This is a genomic window from Streptomyces sp. NPDC051662 (genome assembly GCF_040681655.1).
Classification (GTDB): Bacteria; Actinomycetota; Actinomycetes; order Streptomycetales; family Streptomycetaceae; genus Streptomyces.
Genome location: NZ_JBFAZD010000041.1, coordinates 1 through 21,188, shown reverse-complemented (window position 1 = coordinate 21,188; position 21,188 = coordinate 1). Strand labels below are relative to the sequence as shown.

Annotated in this window: 19 protein-coding genes and 1 CRISPR repeat array (1 of these 20 running past the window's edge); of the genes, 7 read left to right on the top strand and 12 right to left on the bottom strand. The window is 69.7% G+C overall.

From position 1 onward, the window contains the following. A CRISPR array of direct repeats spans nucleotides 1-320; the repeat unit is 30 nt; it reaches 689 nt to the left of the window's first position. 209 nt (nucleotides 321-529) lie between these two features. Further along, nucleotides 530-1,003, top strand: coding sequence for a carboxymuconolactone decarboxylase family protein (locus AB0M67_RS38430; RefSeq protein ID WP_365752447.1), 474 nt, complete (start codon nucleotides 530-532; stop codon nucleotides 1,001-1,003). A gap of 137 nt (nucleotides 1,004-1,140) precedes the next feature. Here the strand turns inward: AB0M67_RS38430 and AB0M67_RS38425 are convergent, their stop codons facing one another. The 9 genes from AB0M67_RS38425 to AB0M67_RS38385 all read right to left on the bottom strand — a co-directional run bounded on the left by AB0M67_RS38425 (nucleotide 1,141) and on the right by AB0M67_RS38385 (nucleotide 10,355). Further along, entirely contained in the window at nucleotides 1,141-2,871 is a 1,731-nt protein-coding gene (locus AB0M67_RS38425; protein ID WP_365752445.1) for a PHB depolymerase family esterase, read from the bottom strand. An 85-nt stretch (nucleotides 2,872-2,956) separates the two neighbouring features. Next, nucleotides 2,957-4,483, bottom strand: coding sequence for an NAD(P)/FAD-dependent oxidoreductase (locus tag AB0M67_RS38420; RefSeq protein ID WP_365752443.1), 1,527 nt, complete (start codon nucleotides 4,481-4,483; stop codon nucleotides 2,957-2,959). 37 nt (nucleotides 4,484-4,520) lie between these two features. After that, nucleotides 4,521-6,209 carry an ABC transporter ATP-binding protein gene (locus tag AB0M67_RS38415; protein WP_365752441.1) on the bottom strand — a complete coding sequence of 563 codons (1,689 nt, stop codon included), beginning with the start codon at nucleotides 6,207-6,209 and terminating at the stop codon, nucleotides 4,521-4,523. A gap of 11 nt (nucleotides 6,210-6,220) precedes the next feature. Beyond that, nucleotides 6,221-6,982: a class I SAM-dependent methyltransferase gene (locus tag AB0M67_RS38410; protein ID WP_365752439.1), complete on the bottom strand. Its 762-nt coding sequence runs from the start codon at nucleotides 6,980-6,982 to the stop codon at nucleotides 6,221-6,223. Further along, nucleotides 6,979-7,146, bottom strand: a complete 168-nt coding sequence (locus AB0M67_RS38405; protein ID WP_365752436.1) for a hypothetical protein — start codon at nucleotides 7,144-7,146, stop codon at nucleotides 6,979-6,981. The genes AB0M67_RS38410 and AB0M67_RS38405 overlap by 4 nt, the downstream gene beginning before the upstream one ends. A gap of 142 nt (nucleotides 7,147-7,288) precedes the next feature. Beyond that, nucleotides 7,289-7,897, bottom strand: a complete 609-nt coding sequence (locus tag AB0M67_RS38400; protein WP_365752434.1) for a hypothetical protein — start codon at nucleotides 7,895-7,897, stop codon at nucleotides 7,289-7,291. Beyond that, the gene (locus tag AB0M67_RS38395; RefSeq protein WP_365752432.1) at nucleotides 7,894-9,699 is read right to left on the bottom strand and encodes an alpha/beta fold hydrolase; all 1,806 of its coding nucleotides are present in this window, start codon (nucleotides 9,697-9,699) and stop codon (nucleotides 7,894-7,896) included. Before AB0M67_RS38395 ends, AB0M67_RS38400 begins: the two co-directional genes overlap by 4 nt. Nucleotides 9,700-9,882: 183 nt before the next feature. After that, complete coding sequence (locus AB0M67_RS38390; RefSeq protein ID WP_030350807.1) at nucleotides 9,883-10,068, bottom strand: hypothetical protein; 186 nt, start codon at nucleotides 10,066-10,068, stop codon at nucleotides 9,883-9,885. 83 nt (nucleotides 10,069-10,151) lie between these two features. Next, on the bottom strand, nucleotides 10,152-10,355 hold the full coding sequence (locus AB0M67_RS38385) for a hypothetical protein (protein ID WP_030350808.1): 204 nt from the start codon (nucleotides 10,353-10,355) through the stop codon (nucleotides 10,152-10,154). Between the two features lie 351 nt (nucleotides 10,356-10,706). Between AB0M67_RS38385 and AB0M67_RS38380 the strand changes: the two genes are divergently transcribed. From AB0M67_RS38380 to AB0M67_RS38365, 4 genes are read left to right on the top strand one after another with little or no spacing between them, the layout of a single operon-like run. Continuing rightward, entirely contained in the window at nucleotides 10,707-11,663 is a 957-nt protein-coding gene (locus tag AB0M67_RS38380; protein ID WP_365752429.1) for an ABC transporter ATP-binding protein, read from the top strand. Next, complete coding sequence (locus AB0M67_RS38375) at nucleotides 11,660-12,427, top strand: ABC transporter permease (RefSeq protein ID WP_365752427.1); 768 nt, start codon at nucleotides 11,660-11,662, stop codon at nucleotides 12,425-12,427. The genes AB0M67_RS38380 and AB0M67_RS38375 overlap by 4 nt, the downstream gene beginning before the upstream one ends. A 30-nt stretch (nucleotides 12,428-12,457) precedes the next feature. Next, nucleotides 12,458-13,642 carry a histidine kinase gene (locus tag AB0M67_RS38370; protein WP_365752425.1) on the top strand — a complete coding sequence of 395 codons (1,185 nt, stop codon included), beginning with the start codon at nucleotides 12,458-12,460 and terminating at the stop codon, nucleotides 13,640-13,642. Further along, on the top strand, nucleotides 13,642-14,247 hold the full coding sequence (locus AB0M67_RS38365; RefSeq protein WP_365752423.1) for a response regulator transcription factor: 606 nt from the start codon (nucleotides 13,642-13,644) through the stop codon (nucleotides 14,245-14,247). The genes AB0M67_RS38370 and AB0M67_RS38365 overlap by 1 nt, the downstream gene beginning before the upstream one ends. A 110-nt stretch (nucleotides 14,248-14,357) precedes the next feature. Here the strand turns inward: AB0M67_RS38365 and AB0M67_RS38360 are convergent, their stop codons facing one another. The 3 genes from AB0M67_RS38360 to AB0M67_RS38350 are packed head-to-tail and all read right to left on the bottom strand — an operon-like array spanning nucleotide 14,358 to nucleotide 18,613. Beyond that, the gene (locus AB0M67_RS38360; RefSeq protein WP_365752421.1) at nucleotides 14,358-15,020 is read right to left on the bottom strand and encodes a GPP34 family phosphoprotein; all 663 of its coding nucleotides are present in this window, start codon (nucleotides 15,018-15,020) and stop codon (nucleotides 14,358-14,360) included. A gap of 39 nt (nucleotides 15,021-15,059) precedes the next feature. Next, nucleotides 15,060-16,061, bottom strand: coding sequence for a glycosyltransferase family 2 protein (locus AB0M67_RS38355; protein ID WP_365752419.1), 1,002 nt, complete (start codon nucleotides 16,059-16,061; stop codon nucleotides 15,060-15,062). Beyond that, on the bottom strand, nucleotides 16,055-18,613 hold the full coding sequence (locus tag AB0M67_RS38350; RefSeq protein WP_365752417.1) for a YfhO family protein: 2,559 nt from the start codon (nucleotides 18,611-18,613) through the stop codon (nucleotides 16,055-16,057). Before AB0M67_RS38350 ends, AB0M67_RS38355 begins: the two co-directional genes overlap by 7 nt. A 390-nt stretch (nucleotides 18,614-19,003) precedes the next feature. Between AB0M67_RS38350 and AB0M67_RS38345 the strand changes: the two genes are divergently transcribed. Together AB0M67_RS38345 and AB0M67_RS38340 are read left to right on the top strand one after the other, a co-directional pair. Continuing rightward, a complete protein-coding gene (locus AB0M67_RS38345; RefSeq protein WP_365752415.1) occupies nucleotides 19,004-19,597 on the top strand; it encodes a hypothetical protein in 594 nt (197 codons plus the stop codon). Nucleotides 19,598-19,601: 4 nt separating this feature from the next. Next, nucleotides 19,602-20,195: a hypothetical protein gene (locus AB0M67_RS38340; protein WP_365752413.1), complete on the top strand. Its 594-nt coding sequence runs from the start codon at nucleotides 19,602-19,604 to the stop codon at nucleotides 20,193-20,195. Nucleotides 20,196-21,188 lie beyond the last annotated feature (993 nt).

Below are 21,188 nucleotides of genomic sequence, written 5' to 3'. Positions count from 1 at the left end.
GGGGTGGTGTTCCCTGCGCGACATGTGGGGGTTCCGGATGGATCGGGTGGTCCCCGCACACGCGGGGTTGGTCCCAGCTCCCACAAGACGACGCCGATCATGCTCATGTGGTCCCCGCATACGCGGGGTTGGTCCCTACGGAGAGTTCCTGGCCTATGAGTCCGAGGCGTGGTCCCCCGCGCACGCGGGGTTGGTCCCGGCTCGACCCGCGGGGGCCGTGCCGTGATTCGGTGGTCCCTGCGCACGCGGGGTTGGTCCCAGCTTCACCTCGCGGAGCGTGCGCAGCTCGGCGTGATCCCCGCACACGCGGGGCCGGTCTCCCTCACAGACCAACTGGGCGAGGCAAGGCCGGATGATCCCCCCGAGACGCGGCTCGACCGGCGGCAAACGCCCGCCCACCCCCTCTGCCCGTCGCCGGACCAAAGGCAGGTAACCCAGCGAGACGCAGGTCACGTTCGGCCATGTCACATCGTGCCGAGTCCCGCCCGTCAGGTCGGTGTAGGCATCGACAACGACGGAGGAGTTCACCATGAGCGCCCGTTTGAACATGTTCGACAGCCCGATCGCCGGCAAGGTCTGGAAGCACATCATCTCGGCCGGCAAAGCGCTCGCCGATTCGTCACTCCCTGCCGCCACGCAGGAGCTGGTGAAGATCCGCGCGAGTCAGATCAATGGGTGCAGTGGCTGCCTCGACATGCACACCAAGGAAGCCGCCGCCGCGGGTGAGACCTCGGTGCGCCTCAATCTGATCGCGGCGTGGCGGGAGGCCACCGTCTTCACCGAGGCCGAGCGCGCGGCGTTGGAGTTGACGGAGCAGGGCACCCGTCTTGCCGACGCGGGCGGTGGAGTCACCGATGCGGCCTGGGCGAATGCCGCCAAGCATCACGATGAGGAGCAGCTCGCCGCTCTGGTGTCGCTCATCGCCGTCATCAACGCGTTCAACCGCGGGAACGTCATCATCCAGCAGCCCGCCGGCGACTACCGGCCCGGCCAGGCCGGATAACGACGGCTACCCGGCCCGCCGCCCGCGCCCCCGCACCCCGCACCCCGCGCCCCGCGCCCGCCCCAGGCCCGCAGGCCCCCTGGCCCCCGGTCCGGGAAGCCCCGGACCAGGAGCCAGGGACCGAGGACCGGCGGCTTCTACTCCCACTCCACCGTGAGCGTCGCCCCCGCCCCCGACCTGAGGAAGACATACGCCGTCGCCGCGGGCGCGGAAGCCAGGCGTAGGCGGGCCTGTGTGATGCCCGTCGGATTGACCGTCGTGAAGGCGGTGGACGACTTCGCTCCCGTGGTGAAGGCGCCGATCTCCGCAGCCTCGGCGGTCGTGGCGGCGGCCGACCAGTCGTCGGCGGCCGTCGCGCAGGTCGCGCCGAAGCAGCCGGTTCTGATGTCGACGACCAGGCGGTTGCCCGCCGCCCACGGGTCACCGGCGCCGCTCGCGCGCGTCACCGTCACGAACGCCCGCTTTACGCGCGCCCCGTCCGGGACGGACGAGGTGTCGAAGGAGAACAGGGCCCGGTTGTGGAGCCCGTCCGTGCCGCGGCCGACCGCGACCCCCAGGCTTCCTTCGAGCGTGCCGACGGCCGCGCCGGTTCCGGTGGCGGATGCCTTTACGTAGCCGTCGTCCGCGGCCAGGCTCGGCAGTACGACGGTGCCCGCACCGGGTTCCGGCCCAGGGCCGGGGCCCGGGGATCCGTCGCCCGCCAGGTCCCAGAACAGGCCGATCCGGTACGAGGCACACAGCCCGACGTCGAGGATGTACGCGCCCGCCGTGCCGCACTGCTCGGCGCCGGTACCCGGGTCGACCGGCTGGCCGTGGCCCATGCCGGTCAGCGAGTACGTCTCCACCACATCCCGTCCGGCGCCGTCGCGGTACACAGCGTGTGGATAACCGGCCACGGTGTCAGTGACGTCGGGCGTCGCGTCCGTACCGTGGACCGCGGTCCACTGCTCCACCGTCTCCGTCAGATTGGCCGGGACGACTGTCGTGTCCGTCGTCCCCTGCCAGACCGAGACCGTGGGCCGGGGTCCCGCGTAACCGGGGTACGCGGCACGGACCTTGTCGGCCCAGGCCGACGGCGACAGGTTGGTCCCTGGGTTCATGCAGCCGTACGCGCCGATCACGCTCGTCGCGCACGCGTACGGCAGTCCGGCCACCGGTGCTCCGGCGGCGAAGACGTCCGGGTAGGCGGCGAGCATGACGTTGGTCATCGCGGCCCCGGCGGACAGCCCCGTCGCGTAGACCCGGGCGGCGTCGCTGCCCAGATCGCTCTTCATCCGGTCGGTCATCTGCTTGACCGACAGCGCCTCGCCCGCGCCGCGCGCGATGTCACCGGATTCGAACCAGTTGAAGCAGGAGTTGAGGTTGTTGGCCGACTGCTGCTGGGGCAGCAGCAGCGCGAAGCCCCACTGGTCCGCCCACTTCGTCCAGCCGGTCTCCGTGTCGTACGCCGCCGCCGACTGCGTACAGCCGTGAATCGCCACGACGAGGGGCCGGCCGGCGGGCAGGCCGTCCGGGACGTAGCGGAACATCCGCAGATTGCCGGGGTTCGTACCGAAGCCCGTCACTTCGGTGAGCGCCGCCGCCGGTGCCTCGGCCCGGCCCTCGCCCCCCGACTCCGCCCCCGCATCGACCCGGCCCTCGACCCGCGCATCGACCCGTCCCTCAACCCCCGACTCCGCCCGCGCCTCGGAAACAAACCCCGAGCCGCCCACACCGAGCAGCGCGACCAGCAGCGCGACCAGCGCGGCGGGCAGCACGGCGAGCGGCGTCCCCGCCGTGGTCAGCCGTCGCGCCGGGCTCCTCGGCGGCGTGCCTCGTTTCGCCCCGCCCCGCAGGGCGGTTCGCTTCGTCCAGATGCTGTCCCACATCGCGGCTCCCCTCGTGTCCGTCTCCCTTGACGGTGTACGGACACTAGGGGCGCGCCCGGGCCGCGCAGGACGGCCCGGACCGCCATCAATCCCGTGGAGACGTGGGCTCCGGCCATATGGACAACGCCTGAGCGGAACCCGCCGTCGCCCGTCCCGGCCCCAGTCCCGGCCCCAGCTCCGGCCGCCGCCGGATCCCGAACTCCCGCCGCAGAGCCGAAAGCGCCGCGAGATAGCCGGACATGCCATGGACACTGGGCCCCGGCGGCGTCGACGCCGAGCAGAGATAGACCCCCGGCAGCGGGGTCCGATAGGGGTCGAGCCGTGGGGTGGGGCGCAGCAGCGACTGTTTGAGGGTCATCGCCCCGGCGCCGATGTCCCCGCCCACGTAGTTCGGGTTGTACGCCTCGTACGCCGCCGCCGGGATCCCGCGCTGGGCGACGATGGTGTCCGTGAACCCCGGCGCGTACTGCTCGATGCGCGCCCGCACCCTCTCCAGCGGATCGGTGTCATCGCCGTTCGGTACATGCGCGTACGCCCATACCGGCCGCTTGCCGGGCCTGGCGCGCCCCGGGTCGGTGGCCGCCGGGTCGACCAGCAGGACGAAGGGTTCGGACGTGGCGATGCCCCTGGCCGTCAGGGTCTCCTGGCGGAACATCTCCGCCTGCGTGCCGGCCAGATGGACCGTACCGGCCCTGCCGACCTCCGGGTTGGCCCACGGGATCGGTTCCGACACCAGGAAGTCGGCCTTCGCCGCCCCCGGCCCGTAGCGGAACGCGTCGAGCCGGCGCCGGTACCGCGCGGGCAGCCGGTCACCGGCGATCGCGGTGAAGCCTTTGGGGCTGGTGTCCAGGAACACCACCTTCGCATCGCCGAGTTCGCGCAGGTCCTTGATGGGGCGGCCGGTGTGGAACGTACCGCCGTGCGCGGTGATGTCGGCCGCCAGCGCCTCCGCGATACGGGCGCTCCCGCCGCGCGGCACCGGCCAGCCGGTGCCGTGCGCGAGATGGCCGAGCAGCAGGGCGACCCCGGCGGCGGCGAGGGTGGGCAGTCTGCCGATGGAGTGCGCGGCGACGCCCGTGAGCAGGGACTTCGCCCGCTCGCCCGCGAACCGCCCCGCGGCGAGCGGGGTTCCGTGCGCCAGCGCCCTGGTGGGCAGGAGCAGCGGGGCCAGCAGATCGCGCGGCAGCCCGCGCCCGCCGGAGAGGATCAGATCGACGATGCCCTCGCTATGGGTGAGCAGTGGCGCCATGAGCCGGCGCCAGCGCCGTCCGTCGGGGCCGAGGTGTTCGCAGGTGGCGTCGAGGTCGCGGTGGGCGAGCCCGGCGTCGCCGGCGTCGAGGGGGTGCGCGTAGCTGATCTCGGGGTGGAGGAGTTCGACCCCGCGCGCACCGAGGTCGAACTCGCGGAAGAAGCGCGAGGCCGCGGCCATCGGATGCACGGCGGAGCAGATGTCATGGACGACGTCGTCGTCGAAGAGGGGCTCGGTACGCAGCCCTCCGCCGATGGTGTCCCTGGCCTCGTAGAGCTCGACGGTGAGGCCGGCCCTCGCGAGCGTGACGGCGGCGGCCAGACCGTTGGGCCCGGTCCCGACGACGACGGCGTCCGCGGTCATGCGACAACCTCCCGGAGTATTCCCGCGCCCACGGCTGTCACGCCGCGACCTCCTGATGCCTGGACAGCCGCTGGTACAGATCATCCGTCGTGGTCAGTTCCGTATGCGTGCCGGTCGCCCGGACACCGCCCCGGTCGAGCACGATGATCTGCTCCGCCTGCGCGATCGTCGAGATCCGGTGGGCGATCGCGATCACCGCGCACGTCCCCGAGATGGCGGTGATGGTGTCCCGCAGCGCGTCCTCCGCCTCGCTGTCCAGATTGGCGGTGGCCTCGTCGAGCAGCACGATGTGCGGCCGTTGCAGCAACGTACGCGCGATCGCCAGCCGCTGCTTCTGTCCGCCGGACAATCCGGCGCCGCGCTCGCCGAGTTCGGTCTCCAGGCCCTCGGGCAGAGCCCTGACCACCTCGCCGAGATGGGCCATGCGCAGCGCGTCCGCGATGTCCGTCTCACTCGCGTCGGGCGTGGCGTAGGTGAGGTTCTCGCGGATGGTGCCCCGCATCAGGCTGTGGTCCTGCTCGACATAGCCGATCTGGCCGCGGATCTGCTCAAGCGGCATGGTCGCCGTATCCGTACCGCCCATCCGGACCGTGCCCGAGTCGGGCCCGTAGAAGCGTTCGATCAGCTGGAAGATGGTGGTCTTGCCCGCTCCCGAGGGGCCGACGATCGCGGTGAGGCCCTTGTCGGGGACGGTGAAGGACACCTCGTCGAGGACGGGTTCCTCGCTGCCGGGGTACGTGAACGAGACGTGGTCGAAGGCGATCGCGTGGCCCCGGGTGGCGACGTGCGCGGCGTCGGGGTCGAGTTCCTCCTGCTCGATGCCGGCCAGTTCGCCGATCCGGTCCAGGGCCGCGCGGCCCTGCTGGAACTGGGCGATCGACATGAACAGCATCACCAGCGGCGACACCAGATAGAAGAGGTACATGATGAACGAGGTCAGGTCCGCGGGCGGCATCGCGCCGGTCGCCACCCGGGCCATCCCCCAGGCGATGACCGCGGTCAGGGCGACCTGCGTACCGACGTTCATGGCGGGCGTGAGCATCGCGGACAGCGCCGAGACGCGGACCCCGGAGCGGCGCGCCTTCCGCGCGAAGCCGGTGATGCGCTCGGTCTCGCGGTTCTCGGCGCGGGACGCCTTGACGGTGCTCATCGCGCCGAGCACCCGCATCAGCGCGGAGCCGAAGTCACTGGTGTCCTCGCGGTTGATGACCGCCACCTTCCGCACCCGGCGGGCCAGCAGCAGCGACACGACGCTGGCGAGCCCCAGGCACAGCAGGGTCACGGCGAGGAGCAGCGGATCGATCCAGATCATCAGACCGATGCCGCCCAGGACCATGAATCCGCTGGTGACGATCTGCGCGAGGGCCTGCGCCATGCAGATGCGCGCCAGCGAGGTGTCGGTGACCATACGGGTGAAGACGTCGCCCTGTTCCCAGCGCGCGAACGCGGCGGTACGGGAGCGCAGCAGCCGCGCGGTCAGCACATGGCGGATGTCGAAGACGATGTTCTCGCCCGCCCGGCCGATCGCGTAGGCGTGGGTGGCGGCGAGTGCCGCGTCCGCCACGAACAGCGCCGCCGCCAGCAGGATCGGTACGGTCAGTGAGCGGTCACCGCCGACGGCCTTGATCATCTCGCCGATGGCCAGCGGCTGTGCCAGCGTGGCGGCGGATCCCAGGAGTCCCAGGACGGTGCCCACCAGCAGGAGTACGCGGTGCCCGCGGGCCATCCCCCAGACGTTCACGCCGCGGCCTTGCCGTAGACCGAGACGAACATCGGCGACTGCTCGCTGTAGGGCTCCTCGTCCCAGCCCGCGAACCGCTGTTCGGGCTCAAGACCGGCGTCGCGCGCGTACGCGTCGACCTCGTCCGGGGTGGTGAGACGGGACGCCTCGGAGCCGACGCGGGTGGTCCCGTCCGACTCGTACCAGATGTGCGAGCAGAGCCAGAGCGAGCCCTCGGGCAGCAGTGTGGAGTGGGTCTGGAGTCCGGTGCCCGGTTCCGGATATGGCGTGAAATAGGTGTCGCGGCTGCGCCCTTCGTGGAGCGCGAGGATGGCGGGCTTGTTGTGTGTCTCGATGACGAGCCGGCCGCCGGGCCGCAGCAGATCGGCGGCCCGCTGTACGGCCAGCCGCTGGTCCTCGGGGGTGAGCAGCATGGAGAGCGTTCCGCAGACGCAGTACACGAGGCCGTACCGCTCGTCGGAGGTGTACGTACGGATGTCCCCGTGGACCGGCTCGACCTCGGCGGCGCCGGGCTCGGCCCGCAGCGTGGCCAGCATCTCCTCGGAGGAGTCCACCCCGGTCACCCGGCCGACATGCCCGGACAGGGGTACGGCGATACGGCCGGTGCCGACGCCGAACTCCAGGGTGCCGGTGGACTGATCGGGGTGGAGGCCGGCCATCTTCTTGGCGACCCCGGCCGCGGCGCCGTCCTTCGGGAACAGCCGGTCGTACCAGCCGTCGAACTGGCGACCGTACCCGATGTCAGCTATCTCGTTCACTGGTGACTCCTCTTCCTGTTCCTGTGCAGTTCCAGGCCGGCGGCGAGGACAAGGGCCGTGCCGATCCCGACGGCGAACGGATAGTTGATGACGCCGCCGATCGCCAGGAACACCAGGACGGCGACGGCGGCGAGGGCGCAGAGAATGACCGGGGTCTTGTTCATGCGGGAACTCCTCGGGTACTGCGGGTGCCGCCCCTCGTGGGGGGAGGGGCGGCAGTCGGTGGGGGCTACCTCTTGAGAACACCGATCGCGATGGCCGCGGCGATCGCGGCACCGATCGCAACGATGACGTACGCACCAACACTCATGCCTTGACCGCTTTCTTGACGTCTGATTTCACTGGCGTGTCCCTGTGGGGGTCCAACGGGGTGTACGGCGACACGAACACGACCTCGGGGTCGTGACTCGCGTCGTACCCGGTGGCACGGGCCAGCGCGAACTGGAATCCCGTGACCAGCCGGGCCTCCTCCTGCTCGTGGATCGTGGCCCGCAGATACTCGGTGAGCGTCCGGTAGGCGGAGGTCCGCACGATGACGGGGAACCCCTTGTCGATCACATGGAGGATCTCACTGCAGATGTCGAAGATCGCTTTTTCCGGCCGCCGCGTGGGAAACCAGACGATCTGGCGCATCTTGCGGCCGGCGATGACATCGACGCCCTTCCAGGCGGACGTCTCGCCGTCCGTGCCGCGCGTGCGGTAGAGGAAGTGGTAGTCGTGCATGGCCGGAGTCGGGGCGAAGAACCGCCAGTTGGGCAGCAGCGAGAAGGTGTCCTTCAGCTGGAGCCGGTTGAACAGCTGGTTCGGGTGCTGGGTCGCGACGGTGCTGACCAGCATCACGGCCCCGGCGATGCGCCAGCCGGCGCCGGGTCCGGTGAACAGGCTCTTGCCGATCTCTCTCGGTGATGTGCTCACTTGGCCGCCCCCTCGTGCTCGTCCGTGGTCGCGTCGGTCCGCAGTCCGGCGTCGCAGAACGCCACGATGCGCTCGGTCACCTGATGGGCGAAGCGGCTCTGCGTCAGCACCGTGTCGTGGTCGGCGCCCTCGATCACCACCACCTCCGTCCGCCGGCCCTCGCCGCGGTGCGCCCCGGCCAGCTCGTTGTGCATCAGCAGCTGGTCGGGGTCCCGGTCGACGGTCTGCTGCGCGGAGAGCACAAGACCGTGGGTCTCCAGCGGTTCCAGCTCACCCTCGAAAGCCCGGAAGTCCGCCTCCACCGCCGCCCATTCACGCCGTCCGGCGTTCCACATCCGTACGTCCGTGTACTGCGCGAACGCCTTCTTGCGGTACGCCTCGGGCAGCGCGTCCACCCAGATGGGACGCGACATCAGGATCCCGGTGCCCGCGCGCAGGAACCACACCATCTGGGTCAGGGACTCGCTCAGCCGCTTCGCGGTGTCGCTCTGCTGCTTGGAACGGTTCAGCTCGTCGGGGTGGGAGGAGTCGAGATAGACGACGCCGTGCACCCGATCCCCGAGCTGGAGGGCGGCGCGGCGGGCGAGTTCACCGCCGAGGGAGTGGCCGACGAGTATGACCCGGCGCCGCGGTGAGACGGTGCCCACGAGGTCGACCAGGTCGTCGACGGACTCGGCCAGGGTGTAGGGCGCGTCGGTCCCTCGGCGGCTGCCGGCGTATCCGGCGCGGGCGTAGGTGACGACGCCGTACCCGGTCTCCTTGGCCAGCTTCTCCGTGACCCAGGAGAAGTGCTCGGAGGTGGCGACCATTCCGGCGGCGAACACCATCACGGGCTTGTCGGCGTCGCCCTGCGACATGATCTCGTACTGGAGCTCGTTGCCGTTGCGGGTGGTGAGGGTGCGGGTGGTGTGCCAGCCCTCCAGCGTACGGAGGCGGCGCTGTACGGCGACCACACCGGCCACCGCGGCGGCGCCGGCCAGCAGGCTCGCGGCCGTCAGCGGTGCGCGGTTGTCCCGGCCCTCGACGGCGGGGTGGCGGCGGTGGGTCGCGGTGTACGCCACCATCGGGTGCATGGCCACGAAGGAGGACACGAACCGCCCCAGGCCCATCAGGAACCCGTTGGTGACATGGAACGCGGCGGCGCTGGCGATCATCGGGCGGGCCAGCCGGCCGCCGGCGAGATAGACGAGGGGGAAGAGGCACTCCAGCGCCAGCACGCTGTGGGTGAGATAGCGCGAGAGCCGCGGATGGTCCTGTTTCCACCGGAACATCGGCTCATGGCCGTAGGTCCTGGTCCGCATGATCCCGCCGAGCGCGGACGCGTCCCGCCAGGGCTCCCCGAGCAGCTTCACCCAGCCGGACACCGCGTACGACAGGCTGGACTGGAGCGCGACGTACCAGATCAGCGCGTCCTTGGCCGCGGGCGACTCCACCAGCCGGGCCGCGCCCGTGGCGGTCTGCACCAGAATGGCCACCTGGTCCGAACCATCGGTGCCGTAGCGGTGGCGCGGATAGAGCAGCGCGGACGTCGTACCGAGGAAGAGGCTGCCCGCGCCGCGCCAGCGCGAGGAGCCCGGCAGCAGCATGCCCGCGCTGACAGCGGCGCGGGCGACATGGAGGGCGGTCGTCGTGCGCCGTCCGCTGACGGCGCCCAGCGCCTTCCGTACGAGTGGTGTCGAGGCGGCCTGGACATCCTTGACGATGTCCCAGTCATTGAGCCCGCCCTTGCGCAATTCCTTGCGCTGGGAGAGGTATTCGATCGACGAGGTCAGCGTGGTGACCGCGGCCAGCCGTTCTGACATGGCCACCGCCCCGTCCCGGGACACCGGCACAGGACCGAAGACTGCCGAAGCGATCCTTCGTGCGAATCTCACAGGGTTCCTTTCAAAACCGCCCTGGGGACGGCTCCCGTAGAGTGGATAGGGTTCTGCCGGGCCAGAACGCATCTCTGGCCCGGCAGAATTGCATTCAGGTACTGCCTGTGACTAGAGCTGCGTGGCCGGGGCCGAACCGCCGCCGCGACCGAGCTCAAAGGCGCCGATGACGGCGGAAGAGACCGCCACGCCGCCCAGGAACGCACCCGGGGTGGCCAGCACCGGGGTGGCGTCGGGGAATACCTTTCCCTCCGCCGGAATGTCCATCTCGTTCACTGCCTCGATGATGTTGTTCATGCTTTTCCTCCTACCAACAGTTCGATTTCGTGAATGAATGAGCCGCTTTCGCGCAGGTGATGTGAAACCACCGGCGGGAATGTTTAGCCGACAGCCTTGCCGAGCGCGTACGCGCCACCGACGAGGGTCGCGCCACCGACGAACGCGCCGACGACCTTGGCGCCACCGATGGCGGCGAGGGCGGCGGCCGGGGTCGCCAGAACCGGGCTCTGCTCCGAGTTGGACTCACCCTGGTCGATGGCGCCGAGGTCCAGCTTCTCGTTGAAGTACGAGACGATCTCCACCATGAAGTGCTCCGCTTTCTGCTATGTGTTGGATGCATCAGTTCACGTACTGGATGCACGTGCGAGATGCATGCACTGAAATTCGGCCACAAATAAGGCCGATACCGGTCATTCGGTGGCTCTCAGTGCGTTATACGCGGGTAAACCTCCGCGCCGGCAGCGGCGATCCCCCGTGCTGTGCGGTTGGATGAAAGCACCCGCGCCAACAAGGCCAGTATGACGTAGGTCACAGTGGCATTCGGAAGGGGATCATCCGTCTTCTGACATGTGTCACAAGTCGATATGACGTCCGTCATCAGAGGCCATGACAGTTCTCATCGGCGTGACCGTCATTCATCGGGGACGATTTCGCCCATGGATGCCAATGGAGCAGAAAATGTGATCGAGGTCACAGACCTTTGGCGGCGATACGGGCCCGATGACAAGCGTGGCTTCGCCGCCGTTCGGGGCGTCAACTTCACTGTCCCCAAGGGCGAAATCTTCGCTCTGCTCGGGACAAATGGCGCAGGAAAGACCTCTACGGTCGAACTGCTCGAAGGTCTCGCCCGCCCCACCGGTGGCAGCATTCGTCTTTTCGGCGCGCACGATCCCTTTTCCGACCGAAAGCACACCCGGCCACGCACGGGTGTCATGCTCCAGCACGGCGGATTCGCCACCGACCTCACGGTCGACGAAACGGTCCGTATGTGGGCGTCCGTCACCACCGATCCGCGCCCCGTCGCGGAGGCCACCGAGATGGTGGGGCTCGGGCATCGCGGCGATGTCACCGTCAAGAGCCTGTCGGGCGGCGAGAAGCGGCGGCTCGATCTCGCCATGGCCACGCTCGGCCGGCCCGATCTCCTCTTCCTCGACGAACCGACGACCGGAATGGACCCCGAGGGACGTCATGACACCTGGCGGATCATCGAGCGGCTCAATGACGACGGCGCCACCATCGTCCTGACCACGCACTACCTGGAAGAGGCCGAAGGACTCGCCGACCAGCTGGCCATCATGCACCAGGGCGAGATCGCGGCATCCGGAACGGTGCCCGAGATCGTCGCCGCCCACCCCTCCACCCTCACCTTCCGCCTCCCGCCGGGCCTCGGCACCGACGACCTCCCCTCGACGGACGAGCTGCGGGCCACCGTCGCCGCCGACAAGGACGGCCGGATGGAGCTGTCCACCGACGACTTGCAGCACACCACGACCGAAGTCCTGTTCTGGGCCCGCCACAAGGGCATCGACCTGAAGGAACTCGACGCCAGCTCCGCCTCCTTGGAGGAGGCGTTCCTACGCGTCGCCCGGACCGCCACGAGGGGCACCGAATGAGTACCGCCGTCGCACACCTCACCGCGCTGAGCCGGGTCGAGCTGAGCCTCTTCGCCCGGAGCAAGACCAATCTGGTCAACGTGCTCGTCATCCCCGTACTGATCACCATGGGCACGACCACCTTCATGGACCAGTACGACCTGGCGGGCGCCGGTCTCGCCATGGGCCAGGTCATGATCTCCACCTCCGCGGGCATCGTCCTTGTCATGGCCCTGTACGCACCGCTCACCGGCATCTACGTACTGCGCCGCGAGGACCACCTCCTCAAGCGGCTGCGCACCGGCGAGGTCCACGACACCGTCATCCTGGCCAGCCCGGCCGTCCCCATGATCGTGGTCGCCGTCGTCCAGTTCGCCCTGATCGCCGGGGCCGTCACGGTCATCGCCGGTCTCGGCGCGCCCGCCGCCCCGCAGCTGGTGCTCCTCGGCATCCTGCTCGGCGCCCTCCTGACCACCGCGGCCGCCGCGCTCACCACCGCCGTGGCACGCACCGCGGAGAGCGCCCAGGGGGTCAGCACGATGGGCTTCCTCTTCCTCCTGCTGACCTCAGGCACCCTTATCCCCATGGGTGTTCTGCCGGACATCTTCGGGGACGTCCTCGACTACTTCCCGCTCACCCCCGCCATCAGCCTGGTCCAGTCAGGCTGGACCGGCGAGGATGCGGGCTTGGGCGCCACGCTCATCAGGGTCGCCACGCTCGTCGCCTGGACCGCTCTGGCGACCTGGGGTGTACGGCGCTGGTTCCGGTGGGAGCCCAGAGACTGACCGCATGACCAACGGGGAAGAGGAAGCGAAATGGGGACCTCGCCGCACCAGACCAATGTGCACAAGGCCACGGTCTACACACGTTGGATGCTCTGTTCGATGCCGTGGTTCCTGCTCGCTTCCCTCCTCTGGCCGTTACTCGCCCAACTCCAGCGTGGCGGCACCCCCAGCTCGGCCGTGGGCCTGGCCGCCGCGCTCACGACCGTCCAGGGCATCGGCGCGACCACGGCCGTGGCCTACGGCATGGGACGACAGATCCTCCCGGTACCGCTGCTGCTCGGGATCGCCGCGCTCACCGCGCTCCAACTCGCCCTGATGCCCTACCTGTACGACTCGGGATGGCTGACCGGAACGCAGTCGATCGCCACGCTGTCGGTCGTCCTGGCGCTGCCGCTCGCCTTCGCCCTGTCGCCCACGGCCAATCTGCGCCTCTACGCGAGCGCCGCGCTCGCCGAGACCGTCGCCGCCGCGACCGTGAGTCTCTATCTCGACCCCCGGATGACCCTGCCCGTGCTGGCCGTCACCGCGACGGGATGGGCGGTCATCGGCCTTCTCATGCACTCCTCCGTCTGGTTCCTGGCCGTCATGTGGCAGCTGGACGCGGCCCGGGAGTCACAGGCCCGGCTGGTCGTGGCGGAGGAGCGGCTCCGGTTCGCCCGCGATCTGCACGATGTGATCGGGCGGAACCTGTCCGTCATCGCGCTCAAGGGCGAACTGGCCGCCCGGCTCACCCAGCATCCCAAGGCGCAGGCGGAGATGGTCGAAGTGCAGCGCCTCGCGCGCGAACTGCACAAGGAGATCAGGGACGTCGTACGGAACTACCGCAGCACCGACCTGGAAGCCGAACTCGACGGCGCCCGCGCGGTGCTGGAAGCGGCGGGCGCGACCTGCGTCATCCATCACGCCCCGCCGGCGGGCGGCTTCGGGGAGAAGACCCAGATCGCGCTGGGATGGGCCGTCAGGGAGGCCGTCACCAACGTACTGCGGCACTCCCAGGCCACCCACTGCACCATCACCGTGGACCGCCGCGACGGCGTGGGAACCCAGCTCAAGGTGACCAATGACGGTGCCACGTCCGGCGACGGTACCGGCCAGGGAACCGGTCTGGACGGGCTGACGCAGCGGCTCGCGCCCCTCGGCGGCGACCTCTGCCACGGTTACGGGCCGAAGAACACCTACCGCCTCACTGTGCACATACCGAACGGGGAATCGTAATGATCCGGGTCCTCCTCGCCGATGACGAACATCTCATCCGCGGCGCGCTGGCCGCACTGCTGACCTTCGAGCCCGACCTGGAGGTCGTCGCCGAAGCCTCGACCGGCCCCGAGGCCGTGGCCATGGCCCGCCACCACAAACCCGATGTCGCCGTTCTCGACCTCCAGATGCCGGGCAAGGACGGCATCACCGTCGCGGAGGATCTCAACCGCAGTCTGCCCGGCTGTCAGACGCTGATCGTCACGAGCCACGGCCTGCCCGGCCATCTCAAACGCGCGCTGGCCTCCGGGGTCCAGGGTTTCGTCTCCAAGACCGTGTCCGCGCAGGAACTCGCCTCGATCATCCGCAGCGTGCACGGCGGCAGCCGCTACATCGACTCCACCCTGGCCGCGGACGCCATCAGCGCGGGTGACTCGCCGCTGACCTCGCGGGAGGCCGATCTGCTCACGCTGGCCGCGGACGGCGCGCCGATCGAGGACATAGCGGAACGGGCGGCGCTGGCGCAGGGGACCGTACGCAACTACCTGTCGGCGGTGACCACCAAGCTGGGGGTGGAGAACCGGCACGCGGCGGCGTATCTGGCGCAGCGGCGCGGCTGGATCTGAGCGAGCGGTACGGGCCGACCCGCCCGCCCCCGTACGCCGGTTCCGGCCGGCGTACGGGGGCGGGGGTGCGCCCAGGGCGTGTCTTCGAAGTCCCGCCTGTCCGGCCGACCCTAGCTGGCGCCCATCACCGCCCCGATCGCCGTCGAGGTGACCATCACCGTGAGCGCGGTCTGCGCCGCGTCGACGATGCTCCGTACGGCGGGCGACGCCCACTGGCCCTGGGCGATCTCCGCCATCCGCGACTCGATCGCGCGCGCGTCGCCCTTCGCGAACGCCAGCTTGTGCAGCTTCGCGCCATGGAGCAGGGCCACCAGCCCCGCCGTACGGTCGTCGGGGGCCTCGCCCCGGAGCACCACCTCGTCGAGCCGCTCCCGTACCGCCGCCTCGGCCGACCCGTCCGCCTCCGGATAGCGGCGCACGGGGAAGAGCCCGAGCACCTTCTTGGTCTCCTTGCGGACCAGCCCCTTCTCCACCAGACCGTCCGTCGCGCCGGACACCGCCGGCTTCTTCAGGTGGTGCAGCCAGTCCTTGACCTTGCCCGGCTTGTCGTGACCGACGATGTCGGCGAGCGCGGCGTCGAGGCCGGGCACACCGAGCGGCGCGGGATCGCGGACGGTGACCACGTCATCGGTCACCTCTATCCGCCCGGCCAGCGCGAGATCCAGGAGGGACGCCGCGGCGATCGCCCAGGAGACCTTCTCCGGCTCCTTCTCGTAGCCCCATTTGTCGTCCAGCGCAAGCAGTAAGAGCTCTTCGCCCAGCGTGGTTTCCATATCTGTTGCCTCTCCGGGTGCCGTGGGGGGTAAACACCCTCAGCGTACGGTGCGGCTCACTTGTCGCTCCGGCCCGGCCGACTCCGTCAGCGATACACCGACCGTCGGGGTATTGGACGCCTTCACGAGGTAGTGCGGGCGGCGCTTCACCTCGTAATAGATGCGCCCGATGTATTCGCCGACGATCCCGATCATCGATATCTGCGCCCCGGCCAGTGCGGTGATGACCACCAGCAGCGTCGCGTATCCCGGGGTGTCGACGCCCCGCGTCAGAACTCCCCCCACGATCCACACGGCGTAGATGGCGGCGATCACCATCAGAGTGACACCGAGATGGACGGCGGCGCGCAAGGGCTTGTTGTTGAAGGAAAGCAGGCCGTCCAGACCGTAGTTGACGAGTTTGCCGAAGCTCCATTTACTGGTGCCTTCCTCACGTACGGCGTTCTCGTAATTGAACGTCGTGCTGGGAAAGCCCACCCATGCGAAGAGGCCCTTGGAGAAACGGTTGTACTCGGTAAGGGCCGTGACGGAGTCCGCCGCCCGGCGCGAGAGCAGCCGGAAATCCCCCACTCCGTCCACGATCTCCACATCCATGAAGCGGTTGATGAGCCAGTAGTAGGCCCGCGCGGTGAGGGTCCTGCTGAACCGGTCCCCCTTTCGCGTGCGCCGGGCGATGACCTGGTCGAATCCGTCGCGGTGCAGTTCCACCATGCGCGGAATGAGCTCCGGCGGGTGCTGGAGGTCCGCGTCCATGATGATGAGCGCGTCACCGGCGGCGTGTTCCAGCCCGGCGAGCATCGCGGCTTCCTTGCCGAAGTTACGGCTGAAGGAGACATAGCGGACGCGCGGGTCCTGGTCGGCGAGCCGGCTGAGATGGAGCAGTGTCGCGTCACTGCTGCCGTCATCCACGAAGACGAATTCGAACAACACGTCGGCGTCGGAGCCGTGGTCGAGCGCGGAGGTCTCTTGGGTGACGCGCTCGTGGAAACGGTCGATCACCGCTTCCTCGTTGTAGCACGGGACGACGATGGAGATCAGCATGACGCTTCCTGACGGGTCTTTCGCCGCGACGACCGTGCGAGCCGGCCGCTGTGGACGAGGAGGACAATGAGGACGACGAGGGAGGCTCCTCCCACCAGTGCGCCGATACGCAGGCCCGGGGGCCGGAAGTCACAGCGGACGGTGGTCGGGGCCGAGGAATCGGCGAGTGGTACGGCGACGAGGCCGAGGTACGAGTCAGCGGGCCGCGGCGCGGAGTCGCCCGCGGCACACCGCCAGCCGGCGATACGCGGCACGGCGAGCACCGCGAACCCCTTGGCGTGCGCGGGGAGTTCGGCGGTCACGGAGTGGCCGGAGACGCGGACGTCGGTGGCTCCGGTGGCCTGGAGACGGTGCGTGGCCTCGCGCAGCCGGCCGGTGTCCAGACAGCCGAGAGCGCCGTCCGGGACCGTGCCGCCCTTGTCGGGGCTGAGTTCGATCGTGACGCGCCCGGAGGACGTGACGGTGCCGAGCGGCTGCATCGCGGCGATCTTGGTGACAGGGCGGGGCCCGAGATGGGGCTCGTGATGACGGTCGGGATGGGCGTCGGGATGGAGGTCGTCCCGGGGGTCGGCCTGGAACCGGCCCACGGTCGCGGGGGCCGCGTCCACCAGGCGCGCGGTACCCGAGTAGTTCGGCGCCCACAGCTGCGGCTCACTGCCCGTCGGACAGGACGCGGTGATCCGGGCGGCGACACCGCGGCGCGTCGTCACGGGCTGGATCCTGGGCACCGTATAGACCCGGGCGCCGAGCAGCTTCTCCTGGTTGCGGAAGGCCGAGGCACCGAACTCCGGTACGGGACCCGCGGGCCGGACCGTGACCAGCGACGGCACCTCGCGGCGCGCGACCACCGGCGCGCCGCCCCCCTGGGGATTCCACCTCTGGTGCGGGTCGGGAGGGGAACTCACCCGGGCACCCACGGAGAAGAGAACGTCCGTGACCGGGTTGTCCAGGCTCTGCACCGACCGTCCCCGCGACGTCCAGCCGCCGCCGAGCGCCGTGAGCGTACGGCTGAGCACGTCGGAGGTCATGCTGCTGTAGTACTGAGCGCCCTGGCCGCCGACGAGCAACGGGTCGTTCGCGACGGTCTGTTCACGGCCCGGCTCGGTGCGGTCGCGCGGCCAGTCGTCCGCCCGCACGATGGCGTCGCGCTGAGCGCTCTGGCGCTCGCCCCAGGGCGCGTAGTCGTCCGCGTGGGCCAGCCTCAGCCTGTCGGCGACGGCCGTGGTCCCCGCGGACTGGCCCATCTGGACGGCGATCAGCAGGACGGCGCAGCAGGCCACCACCCGTGGACGGGACCGACGGGCGGCCATGACCATCAGCGTGACGACGGCCGTGGCGGCGCCCACCAGTGCGAGCGGGATCGTCCACCGGTACATCAGCGCGCTGAAGCTCGCACCGGCCACGACGAGCACCAGCACTCCGCTCGCGGCAGGCACGGGAAGCCGGCCGGCGATCCCGTGGGAGAACGACCACCACGCGGCGATCACCAGCAGCCCGCACAGAACGAACGCCTGGCGGTAGGCGCTCCCGTTGGGGGTGCTGAACGCGTTCCAGAACAGATGGGTGGGGCCCCACTGGAACGACACCGTCACCGCCACCACGAGCAGCGTCAGCACCAGGCGCGCCCGTCGCGGCACCGCCGAGTTGAACGGCAGGGTGAGGGCGAGCAGCAGCGCCGCGGTGTTCACGTACAGGGCCGGGCTCCCGAAGCCCCACGTGCCGGGCAGCAGCCGGGCGAGCACATCGGTCCACGGGACCGCCGAGAACACGGTGTCCCGGCCCGGGTACGCGTGCAGCGTCCCGAAGTAGATGACGAGCACCACCGGCGCGGCGAGACCCATACCCAGCGCGCTGGTCAGGGCGGCCCGCCGCAGCGCCACGAGACGCTCCCTGACAGGGTGCGAGTCGATCAACAGCCGGGCGAGGAGCAGGAGTCCGGCACCGAGCGTGGCCATGTAGGCGGTGTAGAAGTTAGCAATCCACACGACCGCGACCACCAGCGCACCGAGCACCGGGCGACGGCCGGCCAACGCCCACTCACCCACCAGGCAGAGCAGCGGGAAGGCGATCAGACCGTCCAGCCACATCGGGTTGTACGCGGCGTCCGCCACGGCCCACCCGCACAGGGCGTACGAACCGCCGAGCGCCCCCGCGACCCACCAGCTCCCGGGACGCAGCCGGAGCAGCAGCCAGGCCATCACGGCACCGGCCGCGGCCAGTTTCGCGACGGTGATCACATAGACCGCGAGATCGATCTCGTCCCGCGGAAAGAGCGCGACCAGCGGGGCGAAGGGGCTCGTGAGATACGTACCGAGATCGGGCAGCAGGCTGGAGCCGAAGCCGGAGCGCCAGTTGACGAACAGATCGCCGTCCGCCCTGCCGTGCAGCAGGTCCCACAGATAGGCGTGGTACGGGACGTACTGGTTGCCCAGATCGTTGACGCTGCGGGTGCGGGGGCCGAACGGAAAGACACGCGCGAGCGCGTCACCGGCGCACAGTGCCGTGGCGGTGATCAGGGCGGCGAGACATGCGGCGCGGCCGATAGGTTTCACACTGAGAGCTGTCCCCGGAACGCCCCGCGTTGCCGTGATGTAGAGCACATTTCTACGTCAACACCGCGCCCGCGCGGCCACGCGTCCGGGAGTCCGCGGCCGATCCGCTGTCGAAATTCCCTGACGAGGGGTCATAATGGACGCGTAGCCCTTCGCGCATCCCCCGTCGCGAAGGGCTACGCCTATTCCCCGCGGCCGGATTGGCCTGCGAGGCAAGGGAATTCGCCGTCAGCGAGTCGCATGGGCAGGGGACTCCCCTCGTGGCCCCCTGCCCATGTTTTTTCGAGTTAACAGTGACGTAAAGTGGTTGTGCAAGCGTGTTCTGACCCTGGGGGCGTCCTCATCGGGGCCGGTCACAGTACGAGCCCGCTGACCGAACCGGGGGCCGGTATGGACAACGATGTCGACCCCGTCAACCCTGTGGCCATCGGGGACGGTGGCGGCGGCTGTGACGGCTGTGACGGCGACGGTGGCCGCGAAGAGCGGGTGCCGGAACCGCGAACGTTGCGACAGAAGGTCGAATACATGGTGGAGAAGACCTTCCCGGGCCAGAAGATCTCGGGCCGGGTCTTCGCGGACCTGGTCAAGGAGCGCGGCGGCTCCCTTTCCCACAGCTACTTCTCCAACATCCTCGCCGGGAAGGTAACCCGGCCGTCGGAAGAGATCCTTCGGGCTCTCGGGCTGGGTTTCGGCGTGGACTGGCGTTTCTTCAAGGAAAAGTCCGAGGTCGTCGATGACGTCGTGGCCGGACTCCGGTTTCTCGCGAAGTGCCGCACGGGAGAGATCGGCGGAATCACGGCGCGCGGTCAACGGGACGACGAGCTGTCCCCGGAACTGCTGCGATTCGCGCTGTCGCTGCTGGAGGACACGAGGGCCGGACGGAGAGGGAGCCGTGGGGGTACGGGTGACGGGGGTACGGACGCGGAGGCGGACCCGGAATCGAACCGGGAATCGGACCGGGAATCGGACCGGGAATCGCGGTAAGGGCGTGCGCACCACCACCGGGACGGACCGCGCCGTCACCACGGCCGGCACCGTCACCGACATCTTCCAGCCCCGCAATGTCCTGCTGATCGGCATGCTCGCCCTCGGCCTCGCCGCCGCAGGGGACTGGACCGGTCTGCCCTGGGGCCTGCTCGCCGCCGCGTGCGCCGGGCTGATACCCGCCGGCTACATCGAATGGGAACGCAAGCGGGGCAGGTGGGGCGACCGCCATGTTGTCGACCGTACGAAACGCGCGCCGATCTTCTTCGTCATCCTCGGCTCGATCGGCACGGGCTCCGTCATCATGCTGCTCGGCAACGCCCCGACGGGCATCCTCATCACGATGCTCGCCCTCTGGGCGATGACGGTGCTGCTCCTGGCCGTGAACACCGTATGGAAGATCTCGGTCGACTCGGCGGTCGCCTCGTCCGTCGTGACACTGCTCGCCGTGGTCCACCACCCCTGGTGGCTGCTCGGGTACGCCATGACGACGGCGGTGTGCTGGTCCCGCGTAGCTCTCAACTACCACACCCCCGCCCAGACAATCGCCGGAGCGACACTGGGAGCGGCGACGGCGACGGCGTTTCTGCTGACGTGAGGACCGAGGGATAGGGGCGGAGGCGTCCCCGGGAAAGCACCGCTGTGTCGGCTGTGCCGGCTGTGCCGGGGGCCGGTTGCCGACGGCAGGTGGGTGAGCCCTGCGGGGCGCGCGGGAGTGGAGTGGGGCGGCCCGGCACCGGCAAAGCGGCTGACGGCATGTGGGAAGCCGGGATTCATGCCCCGCTGGTGGCGGTTGGTGGTCGGGCGCGGGTGAGGACCGAGGGGTATCCGGGGTGGCCCGGAGGGTTTGATGGCGGGTGGGGGCCGCCCCTCAGGCTTCAGTTTCGCGGCTCCGGGTCGGGCGTCAAGGGCGCTCCTACGTCGCGTCGGCAAGCCGATGGGCTGCGCCCACCCTTGACACCCAACCCTCCACCGCAAGTGCAGCTTTGAGGGGGGGCGGCCCGGGGGAGGGGTCCCCGGAGGGGATCCGTAGATGGGGACGTCCATTGCCGACCTCGGGCCGGTGGGTGGGGGCGCGGCAGTGGAGTGGGGCGGCCCGGCACCGGCTCAGCGAGCTGGCATGAGTGGGGTGTTGGGACTCATGCCCCGCTGGTGACAGTCCATTGACGGGTGCACCTGTCAGCCGAGGCGGACGGACCTGCCACCCACCCCCTATGTCCCAGTTTGGCGGGCCATTCCGGGGCCCTCGGGCGGGTGATGCGTCCTGGGTTCGGTTAAGTCGTCCCCACGACACATCACCGCCTTGGACCGGCCCACTCGGCGCCTCCTGAGTCACACCCATCCCACCACCCACACAGCCTCACCAGCGGGGCATGAATCCCGGCCCCTTCCCGACGGTCAGTCGCTTTGCCGGGGCCGGGCCGCCCCACTCCACTGCCGCGCAGACCACCCACCGGCCCGAGGCCGGGAACGAACCCTCCGCACATGGGTGCTTCCCCGGGGACCCCTCCCCCCGGGCCGCCCCCCTCAAAGCTGCACTTGCGGTGGAGGGTTGGGTGTCCAGGGTGAAGCGAAGCGCAATCGGCGCAGC

What these genes read in the sequence shown, in the direction of transcription:
- AB0M67_RS38430 (WP_365752447.1), top strand. Translation starts at nt 530, where the DNA reads ATGAGCGCCCGTTTGAACATGTTCGACAGCCCGATCGCCGGCAAGGTC.
- AB0M67_RS38425 (WP_365752445.1), bottom strand. Translation starts at nt 2,871, where the DNA reads ATGTGGGACAGCATCTGGACGAAGCGAACCGCCCTGCGGGGCGGGGCG.
- AB0M67_RS38420 (WP_365752443.1), bottom strand. Translation starts at nt 4,483, where the DNA reads ATGACCGCGGACGCCGTCGTCGTCGGGACCGGGCCCAACGGTCTGGCC.
- AB0M67_RS38415 (WP_365752441.1), bottom strand. Translation starts at nt 6,209, where the DNA reads ATGGCCCGCGGGCACCGCGTACTCCTGCTGGTGGGCACCGTCCTGGGA.
- AB0M67_RS38405 (WP_365752436.1), bottom strand. Translation starts at nt 7,146, where the DNA reads ATGAACAAGACCCCGGTCATTCTCTGCGCCCTCGCCGCCGTCGCCGTC.
- AB0M67_RS38395 (WP_365752432.1), bottom strand. Translation starts at nt 9,699, where the DNA reads ATGTCAGAACGGCTGGCCGCGGTCACCACGCTGACCTCGTCGATCGAA.
- AB0M67_RS38390 (WP_030350807.1), bottom strand. Translation starts at nt 10,068, where the DNA reads ATGAACAACATCATCGAGGCAGTGAACGAGATGGACATTCCGGCGGAG.
- AB0M67_RS38385 (WP_030350808.1), bottom strand. Translation starts at nt 10,355, where the DNA reads ATGGTGGAGATCGTCTCGTACTTCAACGAGAAGCTGGACCTCGGCGCC.
- AB0M67_RS38380 (WP_365752429.1), top strand. Translation starts at nt 10,707, where the DNA reads ATGGATGCCAATGGAGCAGAAAATGTGATCGAGGTCACAGACCTTTGG.
- AB0M67_RS38375 (WP_365752427.1), top strand. Translation starts at nt 11,660, where the DNA reads ATGAGTACCGCCGTCGCACACCTCACCGCGCTGAGCCGGGTCGAGCTG.
- AB0M67_RS38370 (WP_365752425.1), top strand. Translation starts at nt 12,458, where the DNA reads ATGGGGACCTCGCCGCACCAGACCAATGTGCACAAGGCCACGGTCTAC.
- AB0M67_RS38365 (WP_365752423.1), top strand. Translation starts at nt 13,642, where the DNA reads ATGATCCGGGTCCTCCTCGCCGATGACGAACATCTCATCCGCGGCGCG.
- AB0M67_RS38360 (WP_365752421.1), bottom strand. Translation starts at nt 15,020, where the DNA reads ATGGAAACCACGCTGGGCGAAGAGCTCTTACTGCTTGCGCTGGACGAC.
- AB0M67_RS38355 (WP_365752419.1), bottom strand. Translation starts at nt 16,061, where the DNA reads ATGCTGATCTCCATCGTCGTCCCGTGCTACAACGAGGAAGCGGTGATC.
- AB0M67_RS38345 (WP_365752415.1), top strand. Translation starts at nt 19,004, where the DNA reads ATGGACAACGATGTCGACCCCGTCAACCCTGTGGCCATCGGGGACGGT.